A 26,437-nucleotide genomic window follows, 5' to 3' on the forward strand; every position below is an offset into this window, starting at 1 on the left:
TCTTATGAAAAAGTTTCTAGCGATAGCAGCCTTTTGCGCCCTTTCGATGCCAGTTTGGGGTCAACTTGCAGACATGATCGAAATGCCTGTGGAAGAAGACGCTTCGCCCAGCTATACGGACGAGGAGTTGCTGCGTTCGTGGGGCTGGCTTTTGGCGGAGCGGTTCACTTTACGAGATCTGGACATCACAGAAGAGGAGCTCGATTGGATCGCAGCCGGGATGCTGAGCCAGATCCAGGGCGAGGAGCCGGCTACCGATTTGAGCCAGTCGCAACTGGCGTTGCAGGAGTATTTTTCAGAAAGGGAGCAGATCATTCGCGAGCGGGAGTTGAAGCTGATGCAACGTCAGCTCGAGGAGAATCGTCGCCAGGGACAGGAGTTTTTCGATTCTTTGTTTGGCAAGCCGGGCATGCTTTCCTTGGGCACCGGTTTGTTCTACGAAATCTTGGAGCCGGGCAACGACGTGCATCCTAAGCAGTCGGACACGGTCGTGGTACACTACGAGGGACGTTTCTTGGACAACACGGTCTTCGACACGACCGTGGGCGAAAAGCCGGTCGCCTTTAAGCTCAACGAGGTGATTCCAGGGTGGACCCAAGGGATTCCCTTGATCGGGGAAGGTGGAAAGATAAAGCTGTACGTGCCATCGGATCTTGGATACGGCGACGAAGGACGTCCTGGCGTGCCGCCAGCGTCTACCTTGGTTTTCGAAGTGCAGCTACTGAGCGTAGGGCTGCCCGACGAGGCTGGTAGCGCTGCAGGCGCTGACTCCACTTCTGCCGCGCAGGATTCGGCTCAGTAGGCCTTTGGCGTAGGAAACGCTGCTGTGATTTGATTTGGTCGACATGAGACTTGCGCTTGTCACGGAAACGTTTCCTCCGGAAGTTAACGGCGTATCCATGACTTTGGGACGCCTCTGCGAAGGGCTTGCCAAGCGAGGATGGAGCCTTTTGGTCGTGCGACCGGTACAGGAGCACGAGGAGGTCGACGCGGTTTCTCCACCGCAACCCTTCGAGGAGTTTGTAGTGGCAGGTGTGCCCTTGCCCGGATATTCGAGCCTTCGCATGGGAGAGCCCGCAGGGTTCAGCCTGCACCGCATGTGGAAGGAGAACAGGCCGGATATCGTCCACATTGCCACCGAGGGACCGCTGGGCGTGGCGGCCCTGATCGCGGCGAAGCTTTTGCGGATCCCCGTGAGCTCCACTTTTCACACGAACTTCGACCAGTACAGCGACCACTACAGTGTGGGAGGCGTGCAGCGATTGATGTCTGCGTATTTGCGCAGGATTCACAATTTTTGCGCCTGTACCTTGGCTCCGACCCAGCAGATGGCGGATGCTCTCGCGAGCGAAGGCTATCTCAATACGGGAGTGCTTTCGCGGGGAGTCGATACTGAGCTTTTTTCTCCGGAGAAGCGGGACGCGGCCCTGCGTAAGTCCTGGGAAATTCCGGAAGGTGGCCGTGCTATCGTCTATGTCGGGCGCATCGCGAAAGAAAAGAATATCGACTTGGTGGTGCGAGCGTATCAGGCGATGGCGCGTCAAAATCCAGGTGACCGATTGGTTCTGGTAGGCGGGGGGCCGGAACTCGAACGATTGAAGCGGAAGTATCCGCACATTCACTACGCCGGCATGAGGAAAGGCGACGACTTGGCAAGGCACTATGCCTCTGGCGACATCTTTCTCTTCGCGAGCGTGACCGAAACCTTTGGCAACGTGGTGACGGAAGCCATGGCCTCGGGCTTGTCCGTGTGCACTTACGATTACGCGGTGGGACGCGAGTATGTGAAGCCGAACGAAAACGGATTCCTTGCGGCTTTCGACGACCCGGACGACTTCGTGGAAAAGGCGGTGGCCTTGGGCGAATGTAGCGACGAGGAGTTGCGTCTCATCGGTTCGGCGGCGCGTAAAACGGCTGAAGGAATCAGCTGGGACGCCGTGGTTGAGAGCTTTCAGTCCTCGTTGCGGGAGGTCGTTGATCGGACTCGCGGTTAAGCGCCTCTCGCGAGACTCCGGCTAGGATTCAAGGGGCAGGGAAGCGCTCGTCACACGCCTCGCAGATCGCCCGCTCTGAAATGTGTGGGATATGAGGGCTAGGTGGTTGCTTTTTCTTTCCCATGCGTTTTGAGGATTAGGGCAGATGGCAACGGAACTGGCATTCATCGTAAATCCGATATCGGGTAAGCGGCTTAAGGGCCCGGAGCGTGTCGCTCGGGTTCGAGCATTCGTAGAAGCTCAGAAGTTGAATGCCGTCGTATGGCCGACCGAGCGAGCGGGACATGCCCCCGAGTTGGCCCAGCGAGCTCTCGAGCAAGGCGTGAAACGCCTGGTGGCGGTAGGTGGAGACGGCACCATCAATGAAGTGGGTCGCATGATCGTGGGCTCTCCTTGCGAATTCGGATTGGTGCCGATGGGGTCCGGCAATGGCTTGGCGCGACACATCGGAATTCCGCTCGAATTCGAAAGGGCCCTTAAGCTGGCGGCGACCGGCAGCGCCATCAAGGTGGACACGGGAGAGGCGAACGGACGTCCGTTTTTCAACGTGATGGGCATCGGCTTCGATGCGGAGGTCGGGCGTCGTTTCAATGAGACGGAAGGTCGGGGCTTGATGAACTACATGCGGGAAGGGTGGAAGGCGTTTCGCGGTTACCGCTCCCTCGAGTGCGACATCGAAACGAATTTGGGCTCCAAGTCCTTGAGCGCTTACATCGTGGCGGTGGCCAATTCCTCCCAGTATGGAAGCAATGCGTTCATCGCTCCCGACGCGTCGATGACGGATGGGAAACTGAATCTCGTTGCCATCGCGGAGCCAAATTTCCTGAGCTTTTTCATCCTGATTTGGCGAATGTTCAGCAAAAAGCTCTACCACAGCCCACGCGTTACTCCGATCTGCGCGGAGAGTTTCACGCTTCGGATGAAGGATGGCGGCTTTTTTCACGTGGATGGCGAGATCTTCAAATGCGGTAAAAATCTTACTGTTAAAGCTTGCCCCAAGTCGCTGCGTATCGTGGCCATGACCTGCTAGAAATCGAGGCGTATTTTCGGCCTGAATTTGCCCGCAAATTTGCCGGAAATTCCGGTTTTTTTGGCCAGAAAACCTTGTGAATAACTTGGTAGCAACTGCTGCAGGGGCATGATCTGGGCGGGTTTAGCGAATTGTTGTGATTCAACTTTTTTACATTTGGGCTTTAGCTGTGATTTTTTTTCGTTGAGTCCTCCGGGAAACCGTTTCAGGCGGATTTTTACCTCCCCAAACGGGCCGGCGCGGGATTGGCACCATGTGGCAATTTTGCGCCGCTGCGCCCGCCAGGTTCCGTTCGTTTTCGAGGTCCTGTTAAAGTGTTGATAGAGAGATATTAGCAATTGCGCTAAATCGGTGGCGGTCGGACCTGTTGGACGGTTGCTGGGCTAAGCTCGGGAGAGGGGGCTGGCAGGGGCTTTCTCGGGCGTTTCAAGCCCGTCACATGGCTTGGTCATTAACGCGGCTTCTAGCGGCCATTTGTGGGCCAGGCGGGATTGTGAATATCAGGGGGTATTCCCTAGTCTTTCGAATCTGAAAGCGAAATTCGCAAAATGGGAAACAGCTTGTGAAGAAACTTGGGAGTTAACCCTGTCGTCACATTTCGGGGAATCTCACTAGCGAGGGTTCTTGCATCCACGAAAAGGGGCTTTTATTGCTCCAGCCGAGTATGAAAATTGCGATAGTTGGCTCGGGAGCCATCGGACTTTACTACGGAGCCCTGCTGCAGCGAAGCGGGCGGGAAGTAGCCTTTCTAATGCGCAGCGATCTGCCGGTGGCGAAGGAGCGAGGAATCCGCGTGGTCAGAAAAGACGAGACCTTTGTCTTGGACGAGGTGGCTGCATTTGCTCGAGCCGAAGAGATTGGCGTTTGCGATTTAGTGATCGTCTCCTTGAAGGCCACAGGAAATGGGAGTCTGGCTGAGATTTTGCCTCCACTGGTGGGGCGCGGCACGAAGCTGTTGACCTTGCAGAACGGCCTAGGCAATGACGCGCTGCTGGCTGAGCTCTTCCCGAAAAACAAGGTTTTTGGTGGCTTATGCTTTGTCTGCCTGAATCGCATCGAGCCGGCGGTGGTCGAAAACTACATGGCGGGCTCGATCAGTTTGGGACCTCGCTTGGGTGAAGACTTAGCGGAGGCCGAGGAGATTGTGGAGCTTTTCAAGGCGGCTGGGGTAAAGACGCGTTGTGAGCCAAACCTGGCGGAGGTGCAGTGGAAGAAGCTGGTTTGGAACGTGCCCTTCAATGGCTTGGCGATCGCGGCCGGCGGCGTCACTACGGACGTGATTGTCGGCTCCCCGGAGCTATGCGGGGAAGCTCGGGCGCTTATGCGCGAGATTATCGCCGCGTCCCATTTCTTTGGATACGATTTCGGTGAGGGCTTCGAGGATTACCAGATAAAGATTACGCGGCCGATGGAAGGCTATCGCCCCTCCAGCATGATCGATTTCGTAGAAGGTCGACCGGTGGAAGTGGAGGCGATCTGGGGCGAGCCGCTGCGTCAAGCGAAGGCGGCTGGGGTGGCGACGCCTAAGCTGGAGATGCTGTACGCGCTGCTAAAGCGTTTGTGCAGATAGATGCCGCGAGCCGCGAAAGCGCCCGCTGGTAACAGCGGGCCCGACCCTTAGGATTGGATCGCTTGGTCGAACTTGAGGAGCTCGCGGATCTCCGGGATGTCGCGGATGACCTGTGAGGGCATGGGGCCGACGCCGACGTAGCGCAGGTTGGGCAATTCGGCTGGCCATTCGTCGCCATAGTAGGCGGAGTCCAGCAGGGAACGCATCATGCCGGCGATGTAGCTTTTTGCCTCGGCAGGCAGCTCGTCGAACTTGCGGCATTTAGAAATGTCCTGGGTCCAGCCGGCGTACTCTTGGTAAACGGGCTTAAGCGTCTTGCGAATGGCTTCCGTGCGGGGAACGCGATGGTAGCGTTTTCCTTCGGTATCCTCGTAGGCGATACAAATTTTAAGGTTGCCGTTCCAGTCGCCGGAATGGGTAAGGGCGTCGATCTTGTTGATCATCAGATCGTCGAATCCGCCGAAGCGGAGCGTGTCGCCTTTTTCCACCGCGTCGTACCAGCCGACCATGCGTTGGCGACCGGTGGATACGCCGAACTCGAGCTTGCGGAGGATCTTGAAGAGCGGGTGCTCTGGATCTTCCTGGGTAATGAAAACGTGGGTACCGACCTTGGTGTCGTAGGCCTTGGCGACGCCGAAGACGTGCAGGGGCTGGACGGGCTGGCAGGCGGAATTGAAAAATTCCGGAGCGTAGGTGTGGGAGGCGGAAACGTTGGGCGAGAAGCCTTGGCGCTTGTCGAGCCAGTAGGCTTGGCCGTATTCGCCGATGGTGTAGCGGCCGGCGCTTTGGGCGCCGCGAACCAACTCGCGCACGTCGACGATCTTGTCGGCGAGGTTTTGAGCGGTGTCCCAATAGATTTCTACGATCTTCTCGACGTCTAGGGTGAAGGGCTCCTCGCCTTTGAAGATGGTGAAGTCGAACTCGTTCTCGTCGAAGAGGCCGAGCTTGATGGCTTCCTCGTTGGCTCGGGTTTCACCTTCAGTGAGGGTGTCGAAGAAGCTGTCCCAAGCTTCGGGCGTGACTTGGCAAACGTGCTGGATGACGCGGCAAGCCCGGTCGGCCCGGTTGGCTACCTTTTTGGCGTAAAGCTCTTGGTCGGCGAGGAAGTCGGAGTAGACGATCTGGAACTGGCCGACTTCGTCGAGGTAGGCAGGGGTGATTCCGCGGCCGGTGCTGCCGCGGGGCTCTTCGTTGATGACGTTGACGCGGTACCACTCCCAGGCGAGGTCGAGCAAGCGATGGATGACGTCGGAAACCATGCAGCGTTCGTCGATGGCGAGGCGTTCGGTGACGCGGTAGCCCTTGTGGTCGACGGGCAGGAGTTCCCACATGAACTTGCGTGGGTCGGCTACCACGCCGGCTCCGATGGCGAGGGTTTCGACAGACTGGTCGACGACGCCCGCGGGGAGAAGGTTGAGCTTGAGCCCGCCCGCGGTATGGCCGGAGTTGGCGCCTCCGTTGACCTTGAGGACGACTTGCACGGGATTTTCCACGCCAGTCTTTTCACGAAGCTCTTCGACGACTTCGGAGATGAGGCGTCCTTTACCTTCGTCTCCCATGCTGATGCCGCAGTCGGCGATGAATTTGCTTTTGTACTCTGTGAGGGCCATGTCTGTGTCTGCTTCGGCGTTTACGACCAAAGCCGCGAGAAAATGCACAGCTTCGCGCCAGAGATCGAGCAAAACTTGCAGCTAAGTTTCAATCGATCAGGGGCGGGACCGAATTCGCAGAATTGGAAGGGGTTTCGCGGCTGCTCAAGCCAGCAATTATTTTTCTGCCGTAAATGAAATGTTAAATAGGGGGCAGGGGCATGTCGGTTGCTTTGCGTACGCGCACGACTCGATGATACGAACTTTGCCTAGCTGCCTACACTGGTTCCGTCCCGCGTTTGCCCTCTTCTGGGGGATCATCGCGGTTGCGTCTCTGTGTGCCCAAGATTCGGGCGACGAAGGAGACGAGCCTGTCGTTGAGGTGATCAAGCAGTTGGTTTTCATCGAGCAGCACTTGCATGAGGTTGGAGTCAAAGACGGGTTGAAGCAACCTTACGATGTCAAGGTGACTCCCGATGGAGGGCACGTCTATGTGGCATCTTTTGGGACGTCGGAGATCAGCTATTTTTCGCGAGACGAAGAGAGTGGTGAATTGGGATATTCAGGCGTGATCACGCAAGCCGACTTGGGAGAGAATGCGTTGGGTGGCGTTCGCTCTTTGGTGATGAGCCCTGATGGCGAATTTGTCTATTCAGTGGCGATGATTTCGAATAGCTTGGCGAGCTTCGACCGAGATGCGGAGACAGGTGCACTGAGCCTGATCGATGCAATCTACGACACTGATGGAGGCGTAGATGGTTTGGACGGGCCACGCTCAATTGTGATGTCGCCAGACGGCAAAAACCTCTATGTGGCAGCTTACGACGAGAGTAAGATAAGTGTATTCAGCCGGAACGCGGTGACTGGAACTGCAAGTTTCCTGGGTGTCTATGAGGAAGGCGACCAAGGGGTTGTCGAGTTGAGCTCGCCGCATGCGTTGGCGATGAGTTCTGACGGGAAGAACCTCTATGTGGCTTTGCACAGCAACGAGATTATTGTTTTTAGTCGGGATGTCAGCAGCGGTTTATTAACGTACCACAGTCGTTTGTCGTATCTGACTTCGGAGAGCAACAAGACCTCCATCAGAGCTCTCGCCCTGAGTCCTGACGGAAAGTTTGCCTATGTGGCATCATGGAATAACGACGCTATCACCGTTTTTTCCCGCGATACAGAGACCGGTGCGCTGACGATGAAAAGCGACGTGTTTGACGGATCGAGTGGGGTGCAGAATCTCGACGGTCCTCATGCTATTTCAGTTAGTTCGGATGGTGCTTACGTTTATGTCGCGGTTTCATCAAGTGATTCGGTGACTTCCTTTGAGCGGAATGCAACTACAGGTGCTCTGACCTACTATCAAAGCCTCGTTTCAGGTCCGGACGACGACTGGAACTTGAATGGTCCATTGTCTATCGGTACCAGCCCGGATGGTGAACACGTTTATTTAGGAGCTGGGTCTACTCCGCATTCGCTTTTGACATTTCGACGCGAGGTCCTGGTGGATCCTCCGGAATTTGTAGTACAACCGGTTGAGCAGAGTATCGAGGAGGGAGAGACTGTGGCCTTCTACGCATTGGCTCAAGGTGTTGATCTGAGCTATCAATGGTTACGTGATGGAACGGAAATCGACGGTGAAACTTTGCCGGTTTTGACGATTCCGGACGTTGGTCCCGGAGATGACGGGAGTACCTTTAGTATTCAGGTGAGCAATCCGGGTGGAGTGCTCACGAGTGCGGCGGTTGGCTTGACGGTATTGCCGCCAGTGGTGGTGAACGCACCTTTGGACCTCACTGCATTGGACATTTCAAGCAGTTCGGCTCGCTTGGTTTGGACCGACGAGAGTGACAATGAGACGAGCTTCGAGATTCAACGTCGCGTTCCCGGAGGCGAGTTCGCTGGCTTGGTGACTGTATTGGAAAATCAGACACAGTATGATGACACGAGCCTAGCTGCTTCGACGACTTACATTTATCGGGTGCGGGCTCGCAAAGGAGATAACGTGTCGCTCTGGTCGAACGATGCTGTAATTGAATCGTTCGACGACACTCCTCAGTCGCCGGTGAACCTGGCGGTTCTGGAGCAGACCTACAACAAGGTTTCGCTCCGCTGGTCAGATCGTTCTGCGGTGGAGGATGGTTTTAGGGTCGAGCGCAGGCTAGACGAAGCGGGCGCGACCTGGGCAAGCGTGGCCACGATCGACAAGAACGTTACTACTTTCGTGGATCGTTCTGTCGAAGCTCTTTCCACCTACGCGTATCGAGTTCAGGCTTACAACGAATCTGGCGATTCAGACTACACGAATTCGGTCGTTGCGATCACGAGCGAAATTCCGGTCGAGGCGATTAGTCCGATTTCCCGCAGCATCACGAGGGATGCGAAATCCGGTTATGCGATCGGAGTGACTTCTTCGAAAGATTGGGAGGCATTGTCACAGGCCCCGTGGTTGATAGTGACGAGCCCGACAAGTGGACAAGGGACTGGGAACCAGGGGGTTGTCTATCGGGCTCTGTTGAACGAATCCCAGAATGAGCGCACGGGGAAAATTGTGGTAGGCGGTTTGGAGCACACGGTGGTGCAGGCAGGTTCGCCTCCATTCATGCGTATCAGTCCGTCTCGTACTCAAGTGGATGCGAGCGGTGGCGCGAAGGTGGTCGACATCGAGTCGAACGTCGATTGGACGGCGAGCGAGGATGCGGATTGGCTTGCCATCTCTTCCGCTGCCACAGGTGCGGACTATGGATCTATCGTCCTGAGTATTGATGAAAACGACAGCTTCGATTCGCGTACCGCTGAGATTAGCATTAACGAAAGGACGCACGTTGTCGAACAAGCGGGCAAAATTCCCACGTTGGATATCAGCGCGACTAAGACGCAGTTTGATCGCGATGGCGGCACAGGCTCCGTGTCGGTGAGCTCCAATATCGATTGGCAGGCAAGCGTATCCGTTTCTTGGATCAGCTTGACGGGAGCGGCAGGTGGTTCTGGCGATGGAACGGTGGGCTTCTCGGTCGAGGCGAATGACACTGCGGAAATCCGTACGGCGGACATCTTGGTAAACGAGAAGGCGATCAGCGTCACGCAAGATCCGCCCCTAGAGTCTGATGTGCTCGAACCTGAGTGGGTTCGAGTGGAAGTAGGGCCGCTGGGCGTAGAGCTTGAATGGCTCGATTTGTCGGATGACGAACTTGGCTTCCGTCTGCGGCGTAAGGTGGTGGTAGCGGAACGCGTTTTCGACGTCGCTGACGTACCAGCGGGAACCACCACCTACTTTGACCGCGACGCGCCGCGTGGCAAGCGAGTGGAGTATACGCTAGTGTCCTACGATGCCATTGGGGAATCCGACGAAGTGAAGACGACCTCCGAGCTGATTCCCTCTGCAAACTTCACGAGCGTAGCGCTGCATGTGGAGGCGTCTGGGGACACGAAAGCTTTCGAATCGAAGATTCCGTTGGCGGGGGATGGGGAAATCGTCTTGGAGCGAAACGCTTCTGGGGGACGCTTTTCGGAAATGAGCTTTGGGGCTCTGTATCCGGTTGCACGATACAGCCTGAATTCCGACGAGTGTGAATTCGAATTGCTGGGAGAAGGGCAGCCTGAAGATTGGAATGCCTATTTTTTGTTTGACGAAGCTCGGCCAGGAGGCGGCTTTGATTTGAGTGAGCGGCACTTATTACACGCTGCGGCTAGCGTGGATGGGAGCTCAGCTTTTCCTCGTGGTGCCCGAGTGATGGGGCAATTGCTCGCGGAGGATTCTGCAATTGTGGTGGGCTTTGAAGTAGGGGGTGCGATTGAGTTACCCGTCCTGTTGCAAGGCGCGGGGAGCAGTATCGATGCGGGTTATGTGACGAGTCGAGCGGATGATTTGGAGTTGGGGTTGTACGAGATCTCCGAGGCTGGAGAATTGAGTTTGTTGGCAAGCAACGATGATTGGGGGAGTGCTACGAATGATGCGACAATAACCCTGGAGGATGCGGTTTCGCAGACGGGCGCAGTTGGAACGCTGTCGACGAGTGGCGGCGAAGCTAGAATTTTGCGGATGCTAGGGGCGGGCAAGTATGTGGCGGTTTTGAGGAGTAACAGTGGAAGTATTGGGACCGCGATGTTGGAGGTGTATGATGCGAGGTAGTGTTTTGTAGGAAGCGGCCTTGTGCCGCGATTTTGATTTTGGAGATGTTAATCGCGGCGCAAGGCCGCTTCCCACGGATTGTGACGGGGATTTGGATACAAAAGAGCCGCCTCGGATTGGAGGCGGCTCTTGGCGTGAAAATAGTGGGGAAATCGCGACCAAGGTCGCTCCTACCTACTTCTTAATTTGTAGAGTGCGTTCGTTGATGAGTTGGAGGACTTGGGTCTCGAACTCTTCGAAGAGCATGGTGGGCTTGCCGTCGTGGAAGCGGCTGCGCACGGAGACTTTGCCTTCTTCGGCTTCGCGTTCGCCGACGATCAGGGTGTTGGGGACCTTGTCGAGTTCAGCGTTGCGGATCTTGGCTCCGAGCTTGTCGGAGTTGAAGTCGCCGGTGGCGCGCACTCCGTTGGCCTTGAGTTGGCTTACGAGGCTTTCGGCGTAGTCGCGAACTTTGTCGGAAATCGGCAGGACGCGTACTTGCTCAGGCGCGAGCCAAGTTGGGAAGTCGCCGCCGAAGTGCTCGATGAGCAGGCCGCAGAAACGCTCCATGGAGCCGAAAGGGGCGCGGTGCACCATGACGGGACGGTGCGGCTTGTTGTCGGACCCGGTGTAGGAGATGTCGAAGCGTACGGGCAGGTTGTAGTCGACCTGCACGGTGCCGAGCTGCCATTCGCGGCCGATGACGTCCTTGACGACGAAGTCGATCTTGGGACCGTAGAAGGCGGCTTCGCCTTCTTCTTCGACGAAGGGAACGCCGAGCGTCTTAACCGCTTCGCGGATGGCGGCTTCGGCCTTGTCCCAGTTGGCGGGATCGCCGACGTATTTGTCGGAGTTGGGATCGCGCAGGGAGACGCGCACGGAGTAGTCCTCCATGCCGAGGGTGCCGAAGACGATCTTGACGAGGTCGAGGCAGCCTTGGATTTCGTCCTGTAGTTGCTCTTCGGTGCAGAAGAGGTGGGCGTCGTCTTGGGTGAAGCCGCGGACGCGGGTCATGCCGTTGAGCTCGCCGGATTGTTCCCAGCGGTAGACGGTGCCGAACTCGGCGAGGCGTATCGGAAGATCGCGGTAGGAGTGTGGCTCCGATGCGAAGATCTTGATATGCATAGGGCAGTTCATCGGTTTGAGGAGGTAGCCTTCGATGTCGCCGGTCTCGAGATTGTTAGTGAGGGTTGAGCAAGTCGCACCTTCCTCGGCGAGGTCTGCAAGGGAGTCGCGCTCGATGAGCGGCGGAAACTGGGACTCCTGGTAGTAAGGGAAGTGGCCGGAGGTCTTGTAGAGGCCCAGCTTGCCGATGTGCGGCGTGAAGACTTGGGAGTACTCTTGCTTGATGAGCTGCTCGGAGATGAAGTCCTGGAGCTCTTGGCGAACGATGGCGCCCTTGGGCTTCCAGAGGATGAGGCCTTGGCCGACGGCGTCGTCTATGTGGAAGAGGCCCATGTCCTTGCCCACGCGTCGGTGGTCGCGCTTGCGGGATTCCTCTAGTTGGTTGAGGTAGGTTTCTAGTTCGTCTTTGGAGGCAAAGGCGGTCCCGTAGATGCGTTGGAGCTGCTTGTTTTTCTCGTCGCCCCGGTGGTAGGCTCCGGCGATGGAGAGCAGCTTGAAGGCCTTGATCTTCTTGGTGTAGTTGACGTGGGAGCCGGCGCAGAGGTCGAGGAACTCGCCGTTGCGGTAGAAGGAGACTTGATCGCCTTCGGGGATGTCGTCGAGGCGGCCTAGCTTGTAGGTTTCTTGGCCGATTTCCTTGATCATCTTGACCGCTTCCTCGCGGGAAACCTCGATGCGCTCGAAGCGTTGGTTCTCCTTGATGACCTTCTTCATCTCGGCCTCGATCTTCTCGAGGTCGTCGGCGGTGAACTTATGATCCAAGTCGAAATCGTAGTAGAATCCGGTGTCGGTTGGCGGGCCGATGTCGAGCTTCGCGTCCGGGAAGAGGCGAAGGACTGCGGTGGCGAGAACGTGCGACGAGGAGTGTCGGATCTCTTCGAGAGGAGTCATTTGTTCTTTCATGGAAAAGTAAGCGGAGTGTTTTGCCCGGGAAGGGCGCTGAGGTCACGAAGTATTTTTTTAAGGGGGGAGTGATCTTGTTGGTGGGCTCTGCGGGACGGGCGTAAAGCCCGCGCCCTACAGTTGCTCGAGGTCGAAGCCGTCTTTGCGGTCTAGGGCTTTCCAGCCGGCGGCGGCGAGCTCGTCGCGGAGGGCGTCGGCGGCGGCCCAGTCCTTGGCTTGCTTGGCGTCCCAGCGTTTTTGGGCGAGTGCTTTGACGTCCTCGGGAGCTTCTACCTTGGGCTTTTCGATGATCACTTGGTCGAGATCGTAGCCGAGAGCGAAGATGAGCTTGTGGTAGGGCACCACCGCTTCGGCTCCGGGCTTGGACTTGATGGCAGTGAAGATGCCGCCAAGGGCGCCGGGGATGTTCATGTCGCTGGAGAGCTTTTGCCAGGCGTCGGCGAAGATTCCCCACTCATCGTGGAGGTGCTTGCCTTTGTTGATCTCCTTCAAGACCGCGGCGCGCTTGAGGCTGGCGGCGGCTAGTATCTCGTCGGAGAACTTGCGCAGCTTGACGAGGGCGCTTTGGGCCGCGACGAGGGAGTCGGAATTGAAGTTGATGGTTTGGCGGTAGTGGCCCGAGGTGAGGGCGTAGCGGAGCACGACCGGGGCGTAGCCCTTGGCCTCGATGTCGTCGACGGTGTAGAAATTGTTGAGGCTTTTCGACATCTTGGCGTTGTCGACCAAGAGGTGGGCGGCGTGTATCCAATATTTGAAGAACTGCTTTTGGTGGCCGCAGGAGCACTCGGATTGGGCGATCTCGTTTTCGTGGTGCGGGAAGGTGAGGTCCACGCCGCCGGAGTGAATGTCGAGGTTGTTGCTCAAGTACTTCATGGCCATGGCGGAACACTCGAGGTGCCAGCCGGGACGGCCTTCGCCCCAGGGGCTGTCCCAGTAGACGTCGCCGTCGGTGGGCTTGCGGCTTTTCCACATGACGAAGTCGGCGGCGGAGTCGCGGCTGTATTCGTCGGAGTCGACTGGGCCTTCGTCTTCGTCGGTTGCGGCGTCGGTCAGGAGCTCGCGTTCCTTGATGCGGGAGAGTTTGCCGTATCCGTCAAACGAGGACACGCGGAAATAGACGGATCCGTCTTCGGAGGCGTAAGCGTGGCCACGCTCGATAAGGTCCTCGATCATCTTGATTTGCTCGGGGATGTGGGCGGTGGCCTTTGGCTCGATTTGCGGAGCCAGCATGTTGAAGCGTTCGCAGTCCTTGTGGAAAACTTCGGTCCAGTGCTCGGTGAATTCCGTGAGCGGGCGGCCTTCTTCGATGGAGCGGGCGATGGTCTTGTCGTCTACGTCGGTGAGGTTGCGAACATGGATCACCTTATAGCCTGCGGTCTGCAGGACGCGTCGCATTACGTCCTGGTTGAGGAAGGTGCGGAAGTTGCCGATGTGGGCCTGGGCGTAGACGGTGGGACCGCAGCAGTACATGCCGACGACATTGCCTTTGGTGGGAACGATGGGTTCCGCCTTGCGGGAAAGGGTGTTGTGGAATGTGACTTGTTGCAAAGTATGAAGGTTGAAGGATGAAGGTTGAAGATGTGTAGGTTTCGGTTGCGTGTTGCGTGCGAATCTACAGCTTCGCGGAAAAGAGCCATGAAGCGTTTCGATAAGACCGAGGATTTCAAGCTGGATTTACCGCGCCGCCCGAGGCGGATGCGTCGTACTGCCTCGTTGAGGGCGATGGCGCAGGAGACTTACGTGAGGGTGGAGGACTTGATTGCCCCCTTGATTGTGAAGGAGTCGGGCGAAAAGGAGCCCGTTGGATCGATGCCGGGCCTGTATCGTTTGAATATCGACGACCTGGTAGCGGAGTGCCGCGAGCTGGCGTCGCTGGGCGTTCCAGCGGTGGCCATTTTTCCCAACATGGATGCGAGCTTGAAGGATGCCTTGGGCTCGGAGGCGGGAAATCCGGATACTTTGACCTTGCGGGCGGTGCGAGCCCTGAAGGCCGAAGTGCCCGGGCTTTCGGTTATCACGGATGTGGCCCTGGATCCTTATACCTCGCACGGGCATGACGGTGTCTTGAACAAGGACGGCAGCTATGTGCTCAATGACGAGACGGTGCGTCGCCTGTGCGAAATGGCGGTGCTGCAGGCGGAAGCGGGCGTGGATATCGTGGCGCCTTCGGACATGATGGACGGACGTGTGGGGGCGATCCGCAAGGCTTTGGACGATCGCGGATTTATCGATACGGCGATCATGGCCTACTCGGCGAAGTTTGCCTCGGCGTACTACGGTCCGTACCGCGAGGCGGTGGGCAGCGCCAGCGCGGCGGGCACGACCTTGCTGGGCAAAGAAACTTATCAGATGAATCCGGCGAATCGTCGGGAGGCGATCATGGACGCCTTGCTGGACGAGGACGAGGGGGCGGATTTCGTGATGGTGAAGCCGGCTGGAGCTTACTTGGACATCATTCGGGAATTGCGGGATGCGTCGCAAGTGACGGTCGCGGCCTACCAGGTTTCGGGTGAGTACGCCCAGATCCATGCGGCGGCCCAGCTCGGTTGGCTCGACTACGAGAAGACGCGTGACGAGTCGCTGCTGGCGATCAAGCGGGCGGGAGCGGACGTGATCCTGACTTACTTTGCGAAGGAAGTGGCGAGGAAGCTGAAGGGGTAGGGAACGCACTGTAGGGTCTGCGGCGTGTCGGGAGCGACAGCCCCACAAATTTTGCGCGAAAAAGCCCGCTCGGATTTCCGAGCGGGCTTTGTAATTGGAAATTGGTTACTTGTCTTCGTCGTCCTCTTCTTCGTCGGACCCGAAGTCATCGTCGTCGTCATCATCGGGAGGAGGGCCTTCGTAGGTGTCGTCCGAATCGTCGTCGTCATCCTCGTCGTCTTCGTCCCACTTGAGGCTCTCGTCCTTGGATATCTCCGAGGTGTCTTCCTCTTCGATCTCCGGAAGGTCCTCGAAATCGTCGTCTCCGTCGGACTTGCTGGCGGAGTCGTCGTCGTCGAGCTCCCAGCCAGCCGGCACGTAGTCCAGGATATTGGTGACCTCGTTGAAGAGATGAACCGCGCGTCCTTCGATGAAGTTGTTGTTCTCCTCTTCGCGGATGTCGTCTTCAACTTCGTCGACGGTGAGCTTTTGCTCGAAGTCGATCAGGTCGTTGAGCATGGCCACGCGGATCTTCGTGATGTGGTTGATGAAGTCAGCGTAGGGGCTGTTCTCGTCGTCCACGATATTTGGAAGTCCGAAGAGCGGCTCTTCTGCGTCGGCGAAGTTTTCCTGAGAGCGGGTGAGTCGGATGAGTCCGTCTCCCAAGTTTCTCTGGATACGAAACGGAATGAACGCTGCGTCGAAAAGATCTTGGTCGAGCTTGTACTCTTGAAGGGGCTCTAGGAGGTCAAGGATGTGGGAAATTTGGCGCGGGTCGACGATGCTGAGCCCGTCGACGTCCCAATGCACGTCGTCGCTCACTTCCACTACCCACCAGTTCGTGTCTTCGCCGAGACGAACTGTGCACCACTCTAACTGTTTTGCTGCTCTTGGCATATATTACGAATTACGGTTATCCAAAAAGCTCCTGAGGCTGCTAAGTCAATCAATGAAAGGCTAAAAACGACGAAATGTTGTAGGGGCTTTAAGGCAAATTTTGAAGGGCATGATCCGGTGGCATTGCAAGGGGAAATTTGCTCCTTGCGGCCCTGCCTTCTGCGATCCCTTTAGATTACGCGGATAATGCGTATGTTTTTGATTTCCAATACGTGAGTTATTGCCTTCTTTTACGCGCAGCATGGGCGCTGTCTACAAGAACCTACTGAAACCACTATTTTTCAAGCTCGACCCCGAGAGGGCTCACGAAGTGACTGTCGACTCCCTAAGGGTGTTGCGCGCGATTCCTGGACTGAAGGGGTTGTTGGGCGCGTTCAACCAGTTGCCGAGCGCGGCTAAACCGGTGGAAGCCTTCGGCGTGAAGTTTCCCAACCGTATTGGCTTGGCAGCCGGCTTCGACAAGAATGCGGTATGCTGGGAGGCCTTTGAGGCCTTTGGTTTCGGGCACGTAGAAATTGGTACGGTGACGCACAAGGCCCAGCCAGGAAATCCGAAGCCTCGGCTTTTTCGCTATCCTGAACATGACGCGGTGCTGAACCGGATGGGCTTCAATAATCATGGAGCCCAGTTCGTGGCGGCTCGTTTGGCGGGGCAGCCTGGTCCTGGGGAACGTCGTATTCCGCTCGGCGTGAATATCGGCAAGTCCAAGGTTACGCCGCTGGACAAAGCGGTCGAAGACTACCTTGGATCCTTCGCCCTTCTGGCGGACCATGCTGATTACGTAGTGGTAAACGTGAGCAGCCCAAATACTCCCGACTTACGCAAGTTGCAGGAAGGGGATCGCCTGAGGGAATTGCTTGGTGAGTTGGTGGCGGCTAACGAGCAACGTGAGGAAAGACGTTCCGGAAGCCGAAAGCCGATTTTGTTGAAGATCGCTCCGGACCTAACGGAAGGAGAAGTCAGCGACATCGTGCAGATATTGCATGACCTGAAACTCGACGGTATTATTGCGACGAATACGACGATGGCTCGCGAAGGCCCATTCAAGGATCTTGATCAGGCTGGCGGCATCAGTGGGGCTCCGATATGCGACATGTCGACCAAGATGATCGCACACATCGCCAAGCTCGTTGACGGAAAATTTCCGATCATAGGCGTTGGCGGTATCACAAGCCCGGATACCGCGGCTCAAAAGATAGATGCCGGCGCCACTCTGGTGCAGGTCTATTCGGGCATGATTTTCGAGGGACCGCTGATCGGGAAGCGGGTGGCTCGCCACCTTGCCGAGAAGTGCGGAGACTTGTAGTAGGGGGCGACGGCGTGGAAGTCGTCCCTCCCATTTGAACTATTAAAAAAGCAGCTACTCCGATGGAGTTGCTGCTTTTGAGCTTTAAAGCCGCTGTGAGTGACGCCCGCGGAGCGGTTGTCCCACCGCGGTTAAATTTCGACGGTGCCGGTGAATACGTTTTTCGCGGGGCCAGTGAGGGTCACGTTGCTCACGGATTCGCCATCGCGATCGAAGTCGATGGTGAGCACGTCGCCTCCGGCTACGAGAAGCGATACGGGGGCTTGGGCGAGCCCCTTGAGACTTGCAGCGATCGCCACCGCCGTGACGCCGGTGCCGCAGGCTAGGGTTTCGTCCTCCACGCCACGTTCGTAGGTACGGACCTTGATGATGCCGTTCTCTTGGATCTGGGCGAAGTTAGCGTTGGTGCCCTTGGGGGCGAAATCTTGGTGGTAACGCACGGCGCTTCCTTCTGGCTTTATGTCGATGGAGCTGACGTCTTCGACGAAAGTGACCACGTGCTCGACGCCTGTATTCATAAAGTGGTAGCTGTAGGTTCCATGCGGCGTCACCAAGGTTTGGTCCAGCCTGAGGTCGCGCATCGGGGTGAGACGGATGGTGAATTGGCCGTCCTTCGCGGTTGCAGTCATCGGACCAGCATCTGTGGTGAAAGAAACGCTGGATCCGTCACCCACGCCGTTTTGCAAGGCGAAGGATGTGAAGCAGCGAGCGCCGTTTCCGCACATGTCGACGCGCCCACCGTCAGCGTTGTAGTAAATCATGGTCGCTTCCGTGGAGCTGTCGGCCGGTGGGTTGAGCAGGATAAGGCCGTCTGCCCCTATTCCGAAGCGTCGGTCGCAAAGCTTGGCTACTTGCTCGGAAGTGAGCTCGATCTTTCCGTCGAGATTTTCGATCATTACGAAGTCGTTGCCGGCTCCGTGCATCTTTGTGAAAGCGATTTCCATAGCGGTATTTTGCAGGCTGGAATGGCGCAGCCCGCTGAAATTGCAACGATTCGTTTAACGGATCGGCTGCTGCGATTCTCGATTGCTGGCAGCGGCTATTTTGGTGTCGATCTTGTCGAGGTATCTCTTGGCGGTGGCGCTAACGGGGGAATTGGGGCGATAGTGCAGATAGGTCTCGAAAGCATCGCGGGCGGGTTTGAAACGGCCGAGTTCGAAGTTTGCAATTCCTTGGGCGAGATCGAGGTCCCAGAAGGTTGGTACGATGGCGTCTGCACGTTCCACCGCATCCAGTACGCCTTGCCAATCTGATCTCGCAAGGGCGCGAGCGGTATCGTTGTGGGCGAGGATGAGTTCATTTTCGCTTTGCTCAGCTACGAGGTCGAAGTACCAGAGTAGCGAGTCGGCTTGCTCCGGAAACGAAACGATGACCGGCAGATAGTTGATAGGCATCCAAGTGAGGTTGGATATAGACCATGCTATCTGTTTGCGAATGGTTTCTTCCACTTGCTCCGCCAACAGGAGTGCGAGATCGGAATCGCCCAGTTCGCGGGCGAGCGAGTAGAAGGTGAAGGTGAGCTCGGGGTCGATCAGGACCTCTGTATCCAAAGTTTGGAGTGTAGCGAGCGCCTTTGACCGGTTTCCGGAGCGAGCGGCCCGGATTATATCGAAGGTGGTCTGGTACTTGCGCGATGCGCCCTCCGTTTCGAGGAAGGAGGATTCCTGGGTCGTCGGACTGAAGTGCAGGAGTTGCTGGTTGTGGATGTCGGCAAAGGAGCTGTCTGCCTTTTGGGTAGCGTAGTCACGAAGTGTGCGAAGGAACGGATCCCTTTGCTCTACGTTGTCCTGATCGATTCCGGTGCCGATTGCGTAGGCGATTGCGGATGCGATGATGGACGGGTCCAGTTTGAGGATTTCTTGGTAGATCTTGGCCAGCAATTGATTGTCTCGCTTTCCGGACAGCGAGTTCAGATAGAAGAGAAGCTCGGACAGGTGGCTGAAGTAATCTGAACTGTATCCAAACTGTTGTACTTGATAAGCGAGCGAGGAGGGAAGGTTTTCGATTTTGATGGCATCTGAGCTTGCGAAATAGCCAGAGCCAATTGGCTTCGAAGGTAGCTCGGCCGCTCCTGATAGAAGTTGGAAGATCGGGTGGAGCTTTTGAGCTGAACGCTTCGCTTGCAGGGCGTCGAGGCGGAGGCGGGTGAGATCGAAGTCTACGCCATCCATCAACGTCAATTTGGGGAGCTCCTCGAGGATGGGCGTGATGGCTTCCGGCCCGAAGCGGGTGACGACGTTGGTGATGGCGCCTCGTAACTGTTCCTTGTCGGCGTCGGAGAACGGGCCATCAATCAAGAATCGGATCGCAGCCAGCGACTCTTCGAGGTCGGTCGTTGGCATTTTCATGAACGCGAGGACATGCTTGAAGTCCTCTCGATAGGAGTCCGCCAGGAACGTATCGTCCGAGAGGAGCTTTTCCAGGAGCCCAGTATGTCGCAGATTGATGAGGTAGTAGAGTTGGGCTATTTTTATATCGTTTCTGACGACGGGGTCGAGGTCTGGGTGAGCGGCGAGTTCGCTGACTTTTTCGAACACGAATTGCGGATCAGGGTGGATGTACTGCCAGAAGCGGGCTCCCTCGATGATTGCTTCTTGCCTGCTCTCGCTGTCCTCGCGATCCGATTGGGCGAGCAGGAAATAGTGTTTCACCATCTCGACGTAGCTGTAGTCGTCGAAGCGGTCGTCGAGCTTGTGCAAGGGGATTCCGTCGCTGTAAAGCGATTCCGTATCCAACGGATGGATATGTTCCCACCAAGTGAGCTGAGCGGATTCGATGAAGTCCGTGACGACTTTGCCAATTGCCGCTTGGGCGGCTCCCTGTCTGCTGATGGTATCGAGAAAGGAGTTCAGGCTCTTCACTATGCTTTCGTTGGCGGCGACCAATGGATTCTGCAGTTCTCTCGTGATGAACTGTTTGGCTTCGCGAAATTCTCCAGCCTCGGTTTGCAGGGCAGCTATTAGGTTAACGGCTTGCGGGCGCAGGTTTGGTACTTCGGAGCTGTCGAGTCGTTGCTTGAGGAGCGTGAAGCATTCGTCCTCGGTAACGCCTTTGCTCGCAACGTGACCTGCCAGCATTAGAATCGCGAAGTCAATGGTTTCCGGCGACGATTTTCCGTCGCGGAACACGCGCATCGACCACTCCCTCAACTGCTTCAGGTCTTCGTTGGCGAGGTAGGCGTGGACGGTAAGGCGTTTAAGTTCGTCAGCTTGCAAGTAGCTGCCCTCGTATGCGGCGAACTGAGCGAGGTCAGCTAAGGCGGAAAACAGTTGGAGGGTGACGACGTCATTTTGCAGGTTTTGGGAAATAAGACTGAGGGCGAGCTTCAGGTCTGCTTGATTGGTGGCGGCTGAGAGGGCGGCCACGATGAGATTCGAATGGTAGGCATCAAGGTCCGACTGCTGGTTAGCGTCCACTACGGATTGTGTGAACGCGTCATAGTCGCGGATGAGAGGAAGGTGGTCCGGCAGGTTCTTGAGCTCGATGCCGAGGTTATCCATCGTTTGGTAGACTGCAGCGATAAGCTCGCGACCCCGTCGCCAATATTCGTCTCGAAAGGCAGTATCTTGGTTCATTGCGAGGACGTTGCGAACCTGTTGCAGAACGCCTGAATCCTCGATCTTTTGGGAGTCCCCTTCGGCCAGATATTGCAAGGCTTGGGTGGCGGCGGTTGCATCTCCGTTGATCTGGGCAAGAAAGAAGCACCGCAGCAGGCCTTCGTAGACGCGGTAGTTCGAAAAATGCATTTTACCTCCTTTGAGATACTCTGCGATAGCCTCCTCTGCGCGTCCCATCTCCTCGAGGGCTTCGGCGTACCGGATGTGGGCGATACTGCGTGACCCTTGCTCGAGCGAGGGAAAGGATACGAGGTGTTGAAGGATCTGTACGGCTTTTTCGTAGTCGCCGTCAGATCGCAGGCTTTTCGCGAAGTTGATGTTGGCGTTCACCAGATGGCTGTTGGCCGGGGGGAGATCGAGAAGTATTTCGAAGAGAGCGCTTTCCAACTGCGGGGAGCGGACATGATTGTTCAGGTTCCAGATCGCCCAGTAGAAGTATTTGCTGGCAAGTTCGATTTGCTCGGGGTGTCGAGTGTAGTAGGCGAGGCAAAGGGCGGCTTGCTTTTCCCAGGCTTCAGCTTCTTCGGTGGCTCGAATCATTTGGTCGAGCTCGCTCTGACTCGTGTTTCTGGAGGGTTGGTGTTTGCTGTACCAGGCTGGCTTTAGCTTCTTGAGGAGTTGCTGGATCCGTTTCCCGGAATCGACGAGTTTAGACTCGAGGAGCAGAGTGGATTCCATTCGGTCCGCGGCCGCGAGGCAGTCGGATAATTCTGGATACCGATCGCAAATGGGTTCGATGACGCTTCGCCAAGTCTTGAGGGATTTCGCGTCTTTTATGTCGTGGTTGTCTTCGATCTCGTCGCTGACATACTCGACGATCTCTTGAAATTTCTGCGGATGAGACTTTTCGATTTCGTTGAGGTCTGCCTGCAGGTTCCTCTGGTCGTTGGCATCAAGGTGGTGCACCACGAGCAAATGGGCCAAGTCGTTGAGCGCTCCGGATTCCTTGAGCATGCCAAGCTTCAGGATACGAATGAGATCCTTGGATTTGGAATCCTGTAAAATCCAGGCTGCGTTGTAGGAGGACCAGCCGCGGCGGTAGGCGGATAAGGTCTCGTCTTCCGCGTGGCGAATGAATATCTTGAGAGCCTCCTTCTCTTTCCCGAACTTCTCTAGTTCCTGAGCGAGGAGATACTCTCCCCAGGAATGGTACTCGTGAGTAATGTCTTCTTTGTATTCATTGACTAGATACTCGATTCTCTTGGCAAGCTGTTGGGGGGCTACCTTGTCAATGTCGAGACGTACCAGCTCCATTTTAGCCTCGTACAATTCTGAACGCTCGTCTGGGAACCAAACGATGACTTGCTCAAGGGCTTTACGTCGCTTTTCCGGTTCTTTGGCGCTGTAGATGTCGTCGACCAACGCAAGTTGAGCGACTGCGGAGGATAACTTCGGGAATGGGTCTTGTACTTGGTTTTCGGCTGCTTGGAACGCCTCGATCGTAGCGAAGGTCGCTGGAGTTTTCCACCAGCGGTTGACCGAGCCGATGGACTTGTGGAATTGGCTGAAGTTTTTGGGAGTGATGCGGTCGGTCTTGTGTACGATAGAAACCTTTGCGTTGAGTCGGTTCTCTTCCTGCCACCACTGGCCGGTGTATTGATAATCTGGAGTCGAAATATTGAGGTCCTTTGGCAGGACCTGGGGACGGATGCTGCCGGGAAGTTTTATGCTGATCGACACGGTGGATTCGCTCTTGTCGATGCTAAATTCAGTGGATCTCCCTTCAGAACTGTCTCCGGCGGATGGTAGAAACCAAGTAAGGTCGGGAAGAGCGAACGTATAGTTGTTTGCGTCGGCGCTGGTTTCGTTTTTCAGGGTAAAGTAGGAACTGGCGATGGGGGTATTGGCGTCGTAGTTGGGATTAAAAGTTACATCTGCCATTTCTGCTCCCGGGAAGCATCCGTCGATGCGTTCATGCATATTCCACCGCAGTCCTTCTTCGCTCTTTTCCTTGAATTCGGTTTCGTACCATGAGCCGTAGTAGCCATCTACGTACATGTGGAGCCATCCCGACAGGCTGAGGTCGCTCGACAAATTAAGCTCAAAAGCGAAGTGTACTTGACCAGAGGATACGAGAGGAGTTCGTCCTATCTCGGTGCGATCTGGCATGATTATGAGCACGTCGCGGTTGGCGTCATTTCCAGGCAAATCGCCAACTTTAAGGTTCTCGACCGTCGCGTCCAAAAACAGGGGAGCGCCGTCGGCGCCGTGCACGACTGTGATGGCGTGGTTGAAGTGGAAGGGCGACGGAAAGCTCCGATCAAATTTGCCGAGACTGTCGGTGTCGATGAGTACGATGTTGGCGTCTATGCCTTTGTATTGGAGGGCGGCGGCGAGTAGGTTTGCCTTGTCCTTGCAGTCTCCGTACTTCTGTTTCCAGACCTCGTTGCAGTCGTAGGGTTGGTATCCGGCGAGCCCAAATTCGAGGCCTGTGTAACGAACTTCGTTTGCGATAGGGTCGAGGATGGCTTGGATGATTGCATTCCGCTCGGTCAGTCCCTGAGTCCAGGAATCGATCTCGGACTTGAGTTCATCGCTCAGGGTGTTGCGTTCGTTTACCAGAGTTCGTATCCAATTTCCCACTTCATCCCAAGAGCTGAAAGTGGTTACGCGCTCCACCGGACCGGTATCTGGGGAGGGTTCCCGTCGCATTTCCCAATCGCGCCCTTCGCGTTTCCTATCTTCGTACCGCAAACGGGTGCGGCCGTTTGCGGAGGTAATTGAAGGTGCGGGGACGCTGGTTCCCACCTGGGCTCGTTGGAATCGCTCAGCGAAGGAATCAGGAACGTCGAGCTCGTAGCGAGTGAGGTAGATAGGCCAGTTGAATTGGAAGTAGAAGCTGTTTACGAGTTGGTTTTCGACGATGGGTTCGAACTCTTTGGTGATCACGATGTGCTCTGTGATGCTCCCTACATCGATGTCGGGAAAGATGACGACCAGTTCGTCGTAGTCGGTGTAGAGGTTGGAGTCCGCTTCCTCTTGCGGCGATTGCACGAATACGGCGTTTTGGGCTACGGGGGTGATCTTCCCGTCTTTTTGAATGGCGTGGGCCAGCACAAGGTGGATGGACTCTTGCTCCTTGCGGAAGCGGAAGGTGTCCTTGCCGATTGGATCGACGCCCGATTGTTCGAGCACGTAATAGATGCTGTGGTCAACGCGGTACCGCTCTTTGTCCTCGGCTACGTACTCGATGCGCTCGTTGAGCAAGACGATGCCAGGCTTGCCTGAGTTTTTGAAATAGTCGATGCCCTCTTTGACTTCGGACAGCGGAGTGAGCCGGTCCTTGATCGCTTCGTAAAAGGGAAGCGGCTCGAAGTGTGGGGCAGTTTCCTGCGACTGGAGAAGGGAAAAGGGTAAGCTGAGGAATAGCGAAACGAAGAGGCTAAAACGCATGCCCTCTGCAAACCTTAGACGGGGGCCGCTGGCAATGACAAACTGCGTAAAACTACGGATCCGACGTTTCGGTCAGAGCTGACGGTAGTTGTGCATGAGATCGATGATCGACTCCCTGAGGGTAAAGAGCTCCTTGCGGATTTCCGCGGTCCACTTATGTTCCTCGGGCTTGACCGAGATACAGGCTTCCATGGTGGCGATGGTCAGGTGAAGCAGGTGGAGGGCGCGCTTGAGTGCGGCGACCACGAAGCCAGGCTCCGTTTCCACGCCTTCGGATACTTGTTCGAGGGCTGCGATCAGCTTGCTGACCGTCATCTGCCCGTGCCAGATGAGTTGGTTCCAGGGATTGGAAGTGTCCTCGCTGAGCAGCTTTCTCGACTCTGACTCGTCGTAAAGCTTGGAAGTGATCTCCATCATGGAGACGATCAATGGGTGGTTGGGCAGGTATTCGAAATCCGAATCCGAACCCTCTCCGTTTTGATCGACTTCCCAATCTTCGAAAAATTCTTCCGTGACTTCCATGGAGTCGATTTCCCAACCCATGGCTTGAGCGATGATTTCCTCGCAGTCCGGCGCGTTTTCGTACTTCTCGAAGAGCTCGAGCAGCATATCGCTGCGGGCGTCGCTCTTTTGCAGGAAGGCTTCCCACTGGAACTCGTCCATGTCCTCTTCCATCGGCTCCTCGCGTTGCTCCGCGGGGTCGAGGGCTCGCGACAGCTCGTCCATGAAATTGAACATGGCCTGCTTGTTCGCTTCCTGCTGGTCGCGTTCCGCGTCGGCGGACAGGGTCCATTTGGGCAAGCTCACTTTCCAGGTGAAGTCGAGCGTTTCAATGAGGACGCGTCCGTTGGATTCGCTGAACCATTCGAGGTAGAGGCAGTTGGCGAGCTTGAAGGCGGGAGGCAGCTCGGTGGTTTCCTCAAGGTCCTCCAAGTCGGGTGGCGTCTTCACCTTCTTGGAGGCGGTCATGTCGCCGACGGTGCCTTCTTGGAAGATGTCGAAACCAGAGTAGTCGCCTTCGATGGGCTTCGGATTGCGAAACTCGAGCCGGGCGCCGGCTAGGTCGCGGTAGCAATTGCCCTTCAGGTTGAGCTCGATGGGCTGGTTAAGGCCCTTGAGCCAAACGGTGCCGACGACTCGTCCGGGGACTATATTTTGGATCAGACCGCGAACAACGTACTTATCTATGCGCCATGCCATTGGTTGCGGGGCATTTTTGGAGGGCCGCCTCACTTGTCAACTACGCTAATACGCTCAGGATCGGAGGCCTGACTTGACGGGCGAGTAGCCGGCGGTCAGTTCAGGGTGCTTGAGATGAACGATTACCTTTCCATCCTTCTGTTGATTTTGCCCGTTTTCGCCATGCTGGGAACTGGCATGTTCCTGCGGTGGAAGGGTTGGTTCGAAGGAACGGTTGAGGAAGGGGTTACCTTGTTGGTAGTGAAGGTCTTCTACCCGTGTCTGATAGTCAGCGCCATGCTCAAGGCGGAGCCTTTCGAGGCAAGGTCGGGCGCGCTTTGGGCTCCGGTGATCGGGTTTGGAACGGTGACTTTCGGCTTTCTGGCAGCCAGCGCGATCGGGCGGGCTTTCGGTTACAAAAAGGGCAGCGGTCTGCGGACCTTCGCCTTTTCGACGGGGATCTACAACTACGGATACCTGCCGATTCCACTGATGGAGAGCATGTTTGGCTCGAACGAGCTAGCGGTTCTTTTCGTGCATAACGTGGGGATCGAGGTGGGGATTTGGACAGTGGGGATTTCCTTTTTGGCGGGCGGTTCGCTGCGTGACGGGCTTCGCAAGATCTTCAACCCGATGGTTGTGGCCCTTGCCATAGGGCTTGCCATCAACATGGCCGGACTGGCTGGGGAGCTTCCGTCCGTATTGACGCGAGTGATCAATCTGTTGGCAGGCTGCGCGGTTCCCTTGGGCTTGTTGGCGATCGGAAGCAGCCTCTTCGACCACATCCGCTCGGGCGAGAAGCTTTGGGAGGCAAGAGACGGCATCTTGGGCACGCTCTTGCGACTAGGATTGCTCCCTTGCCTCGGGCTTTGGATCGCTTGGTACTTTCCGCTCCCCATAGAGCTCAAACGAGTGCTCGTTTTCCAGTCGGCCATGCCTGCAGGGATCATGCCGATCCTCATTGCCAAGCATTATGGCGGTCAGCCCATGGTAGCGGTGAGGGTGGTGCTTGCCACGACGGCGATAGGAATGTTGACGATGCCGCTCTGGATACGTTTCGGCTTGGAGTTGATTGGTTCCTAGCTTGCAAGC

16 protein-coding genes are annotated in these 26,437 nt (G+C 56.4%); 8 read left to right on the forward strand and 8 right to left on the reverse strand.

Annotated features, from left to right (window positions below; genetic code table 11):
* Positions 1-4 precede the first annotated feature (4 nt).
* The 3 genes from IEN85_RS07745 (at position 5) to IEN85_RS07755 (ending at position 3,024) form a co-directional block, all read left to right on the forward strand.
* Positions 5-802, forward strand: a complete 798-nt coding sequence (locus IEN85_RS07745) for an FKBP-type peptidyl-prolyl cis-trans isomerase (RefSeq protein WP_191616511.1) — start codon at positions 5-7, stop codon at positions 800-802.
* A gap of 43 nt (positions 803-845) precedes the next feature.
* Positions 846-1,994 (forward strand): glycosyltransferase family 4 protein, encoded by a 1,149-nt coding sequence (locus IEN85_RS07750; RefSeq protein ID WP_191616512.1) that lies wholly within the window; start codon positions 846-848, stop codon positions 1,992-1,994.
* Positions 1,995-2,139: 145 nt separating this feature from the next.
* Entirely contained in the window at positions 2,140-3,024 is an 885-nt protein-coding gene (locus tag IEN85_RS07755; protein WP_191616513.1) for a diacylglycerol/lipid kinase family protein, read from the forward strand.
* On the opposite strand, the gene IEN85_RS07760 is transcribed toward IEN85_RS07755, so the two are convergent.
* Positions 3,021-3,362, reverse strand: a complete 342-nt coding sequence (locus IEN85_RS07760; protein WP_191616514.1) for a hypothetical protein — start codon at positions 3,360-3,362, stop codon at positions 3,021-3,023. The genes IEN85_RS07755 and IEN85_RS07760 overlap by 4 nt on opposite strands.
* A 326-nt stretch (positions 3,363-3,688) precedes the next feature.
* On the opposite strand from IEN85_RS07760, the gene IEN85_RS07765 reads away from it, so the two are divergent.
* A complete protein-coding gene (locus IEN85_RS07765) occupies positions 3,689-4,594 on the forward strand; it encodes a 2-dehydropantoate 2-reductase (RefSeq protein WP_191616515.1) in 906 nt (301 codons plus the stop codon).
* 47 nt (positions 4,595-4,641) lie between these two features.
* Here IEN85_RS07765 and IEN85_RS07770 read toward each other — a convergent pair whose 3' ends face one another.
* Positions 4,642-6,276 carry an adenylosuccinate synthetase gene (locus tag IEN85_RS07770; RefSeq protein ID WP_224772501.1) on the reverse strand — a complete coding sequence of 545 codons (1,635 nt, stop codon included), beginning with the start codon at positions 6,274-6,276 and terminating at the stop codon, positions 4,642-4,644.
* Between the two features lie 160 nt (positions 6,277-6,436).
* Between IEN85_RS07770 and IEN85_RS07775 the strand changes: the two genes are divergently transcribed.
* Entirely contained in the window at positions 6,437-10,306 is a 3,870-nt protein-coding gene (locus IEN85_RS07775; protein ID WP_191616516.1) for a beta-propeller fold lactonase family protein, read from the forward strand.
* Between the two features lie 174 nt (positions 10,307-10,480).
* Here IEN85_RS07775 and thrS read toward each other — a convergent pair whose 3' ends face one another.
* Both thrS and cysS read right to left on the reverse strand, forming a co-directional pair.
* Complete coding sequence (gene thrS / locus IEN85_RS07780) at positions 10,481-12,313, reverse strand: threonine--tRNA ligase (protein ID WP_191616517.1); 1,833 nt, start codon at positions 12,311-12,313, stop codon at positions 10,481-10,483.
* A gap of 114 nt (positions 12,314-12,427) precedes the next feature.
* Positions 12,428-13,861 carry a cysteine--tRNA ligase gene (gene cysS / locus IEN85_RS07785; protein ID WP_191616518.1) on the reverse strand — a complete coding sequence of 478 codons (1,434 nt, stop codon included), beginning with the start codon at positions 13,859-13,861 and terminating at the stop codon, positions 12,428-12,430.
* 87 nt (positions 13,862-13,948) lie between these two features.
* Between cysS and hemB the strand changes: the two genes are divergently transcribed.
* Positions 13,949-14,974 carry a porphobilinogen synthase gene (gene hemB, locus IEN85_RS07790; RefSeq protein WP_191616519.1) on the forward strand — a complete coding sequence of 342 codons (1,026 nt, stop codon included), beginning with the start codon at positions 13,949-13,951 and terminating at the stop codon, positions 14,972-14,974.
* A 105-nt stretch (positions 14,975-15,079) separates the two neighbouring features.
* On the opposite strand, the gene IEN85_RS07795 is transcribed toward hemB, so the two are convergent.
* Entirely contained in the window at positions 15,080-15,850 is a 771-nt protein-coding gene (locus IEN85_RS07795; protein ID WP_191616520.1) for a hypothetical protein, read from the reverse strand.
* Positions 15,851-16,070: 220 nt separating this feature from the next.
* Between IEN85_RS07795 and IEN85_RS07800 the strand changes: the two genes are divergently transcribed.
* Positions 16,071-17,156, forward strand: a complete 1,086-nt coding sequence (locus IEN85_RS07800) for a quinone-dependent dihydroorotate dehydrogenase (protein WP_224772502.1) — start codon at positions 16,071-16,073, stop codon at positions 17,154-17,156.
* Positions 17,157-17,287: 131 nt separating this feature from the next.
* On the opposite strand, the gene dapF is transcribed toward IEN85_RS07800, so the two are convergent.
* From dapF to IEN85_RS07815, 3 genes are all read right to left on the reverse strand, one after another.
* On the reverse strand, positions 17,288-18,100 hold the full coding sequence (dapF, locus tag IEN85_RS07805) for a diaminopimelate epimerase (protein WP_191616521.1): 813 nt from the start codon (positions 18,098-18,100) through the stop codon (positions 17,288-17,290).
* 54 nt (positions 18,101-18,154) lie between these two features.
* Positions 18,155-24,166, reverse strand: a complete 6,012-nt coding sequence (locus tag IEN85_RS07810; protein ID WP_191616522.1) for a tetratricopeptide repeat protein — start codon at positions 24,164-24,166, stop codon at positions 18,155-18,157.
* Positions 24,167-24,238: 72 nt separating this feature from the next.
* On the reverse strand, positions 24,239-25,366 hold the full coding sequence (locus IEN85_RS07815) for a hypothetical protein (RefSeq protein WP_191616523.1): 1,128 nt from the start codon (positions 25,364-25,366) through the stop codon (positions 24,239-24,241).
* Between the two features lie 114 nt (positions 25,367-25,480).
* Between IEN85_RS07815 and IEN85_RS07820 the strand changes: the two genes are divergently transcribed.
* On the forward strand, positions 25,481-26,428 hold the full coding sequence (locus IEN85_RS07820; RefSeq protein WP_191616524.1) for an AEC family transporter: 948 nt from the start codon (positions 25,481-25,483) through the stop codon (positions 26,426-26,428).
* The last annotated feature ends 9 nt before the right edge of the window (positions 26,429-26,437 follow it).

The organism is Pelagicoccus enzymogenes, from assembly GCF_014803405.1.
Taxonomy (GTDB): domain Bacteria; phylum Verrucomicrobiota; class Verrucomicrobiia; order Opitutales; family Opitutaceae; genus Pelagicoccus; species Pelagicoccus enzymogenes.

What these genes read in the sequence shown, in the direction of transcription:
- IEN85_RS07745 (WP_191616511.1), top strand. Translation starts at nt 5, where the DNA reads ATGAAAAAGTTTCTAGCGATAGCAGCCTTTTGCGCCCTTTCGATGCCA.
- IEN85_RS07750 (WP_191616512.1), top strand. Translation starts at nt 846, where the DNA reads ATGAGACTTGCGCTTGTCACGGAAACGTTTCCTCCGGAAGTTAACGGC.
- IEN85_RS07755 (WP_191616513.1), top strand. Translation starts at nt 2,140, where the DNA reads ATGGCAACGGAACTGGCATTCATCGTAAATCCGATATCGGGTAAGCGG.
- IEN85_RS07765 (WP_191616515.1), top strand. Translation starts at nt 3,689, where the DNA reads ATGAAAATTGCGATAGTTGGCTCGGGAGCCATCGGACTTTACTACGGA.
- IEN85_RS07775 (WP_191616516.1), top strand. Translation starts at nt 6,437, where the DNA reads ATGATACGAACTTTGCCTAGCTGCCTACACTGGTTCCGTCCCGCGTTT.
- thrS (WP_191616517.1), bottom strand. Translation starts at nt 12,313, where the DNA reads ATGAAAGAACAAATGACTCCTCTCGAAGAGATCCGACACTCCTCGTCG.
- hemB (WP_191616519.1), top strand. Translation starts at nt 13,949, where the DNA reads ATGAAGCGTTTCGATAAGACCGAGGATTTCAAGCTGGATTTACCGCGC.
- IEN85_RS07795 (WP_191616520.1), bottom strand. Translation starts at nt 15,850, where the DNA reads ATGCCAAGAGCAGCAAAACAGTTAGAGTGGTGCACAGTTCGTCTCGGC.
- dapF (WP_191616521.1), bottom strand. Translation starts at nt 18,100, where the DNA reads ATGGAAATCGCTTTCACAAAGATGCACGGAGCCGGCAACGACTTCGTA.
- IEN85_RS07810 (WP_191616522.1), bottom strand. Translation starts at nt 24,166, where the DNA reads ATGCGTTTTAGCCTCTTCGTTTCGCTATTCCTCAGCTTACCCTTTTCC.
- IEN85_RS07815 (WP_191616523.1), bottom strand. Translation starts at nt 25,366, where the DNA reads ATGGCATGGCGCATAGATAAGTACGTTGTTCGCGGTCTGATCCAAAAT.
- IEN85_RS07820 (WP_191616524.1), top strand. Translation starts at nt 25,481, where the DNA reads ATGAACGATTACCTTTCCATCCTTCTGTTGATTTTGCCCGTTTTCGCC.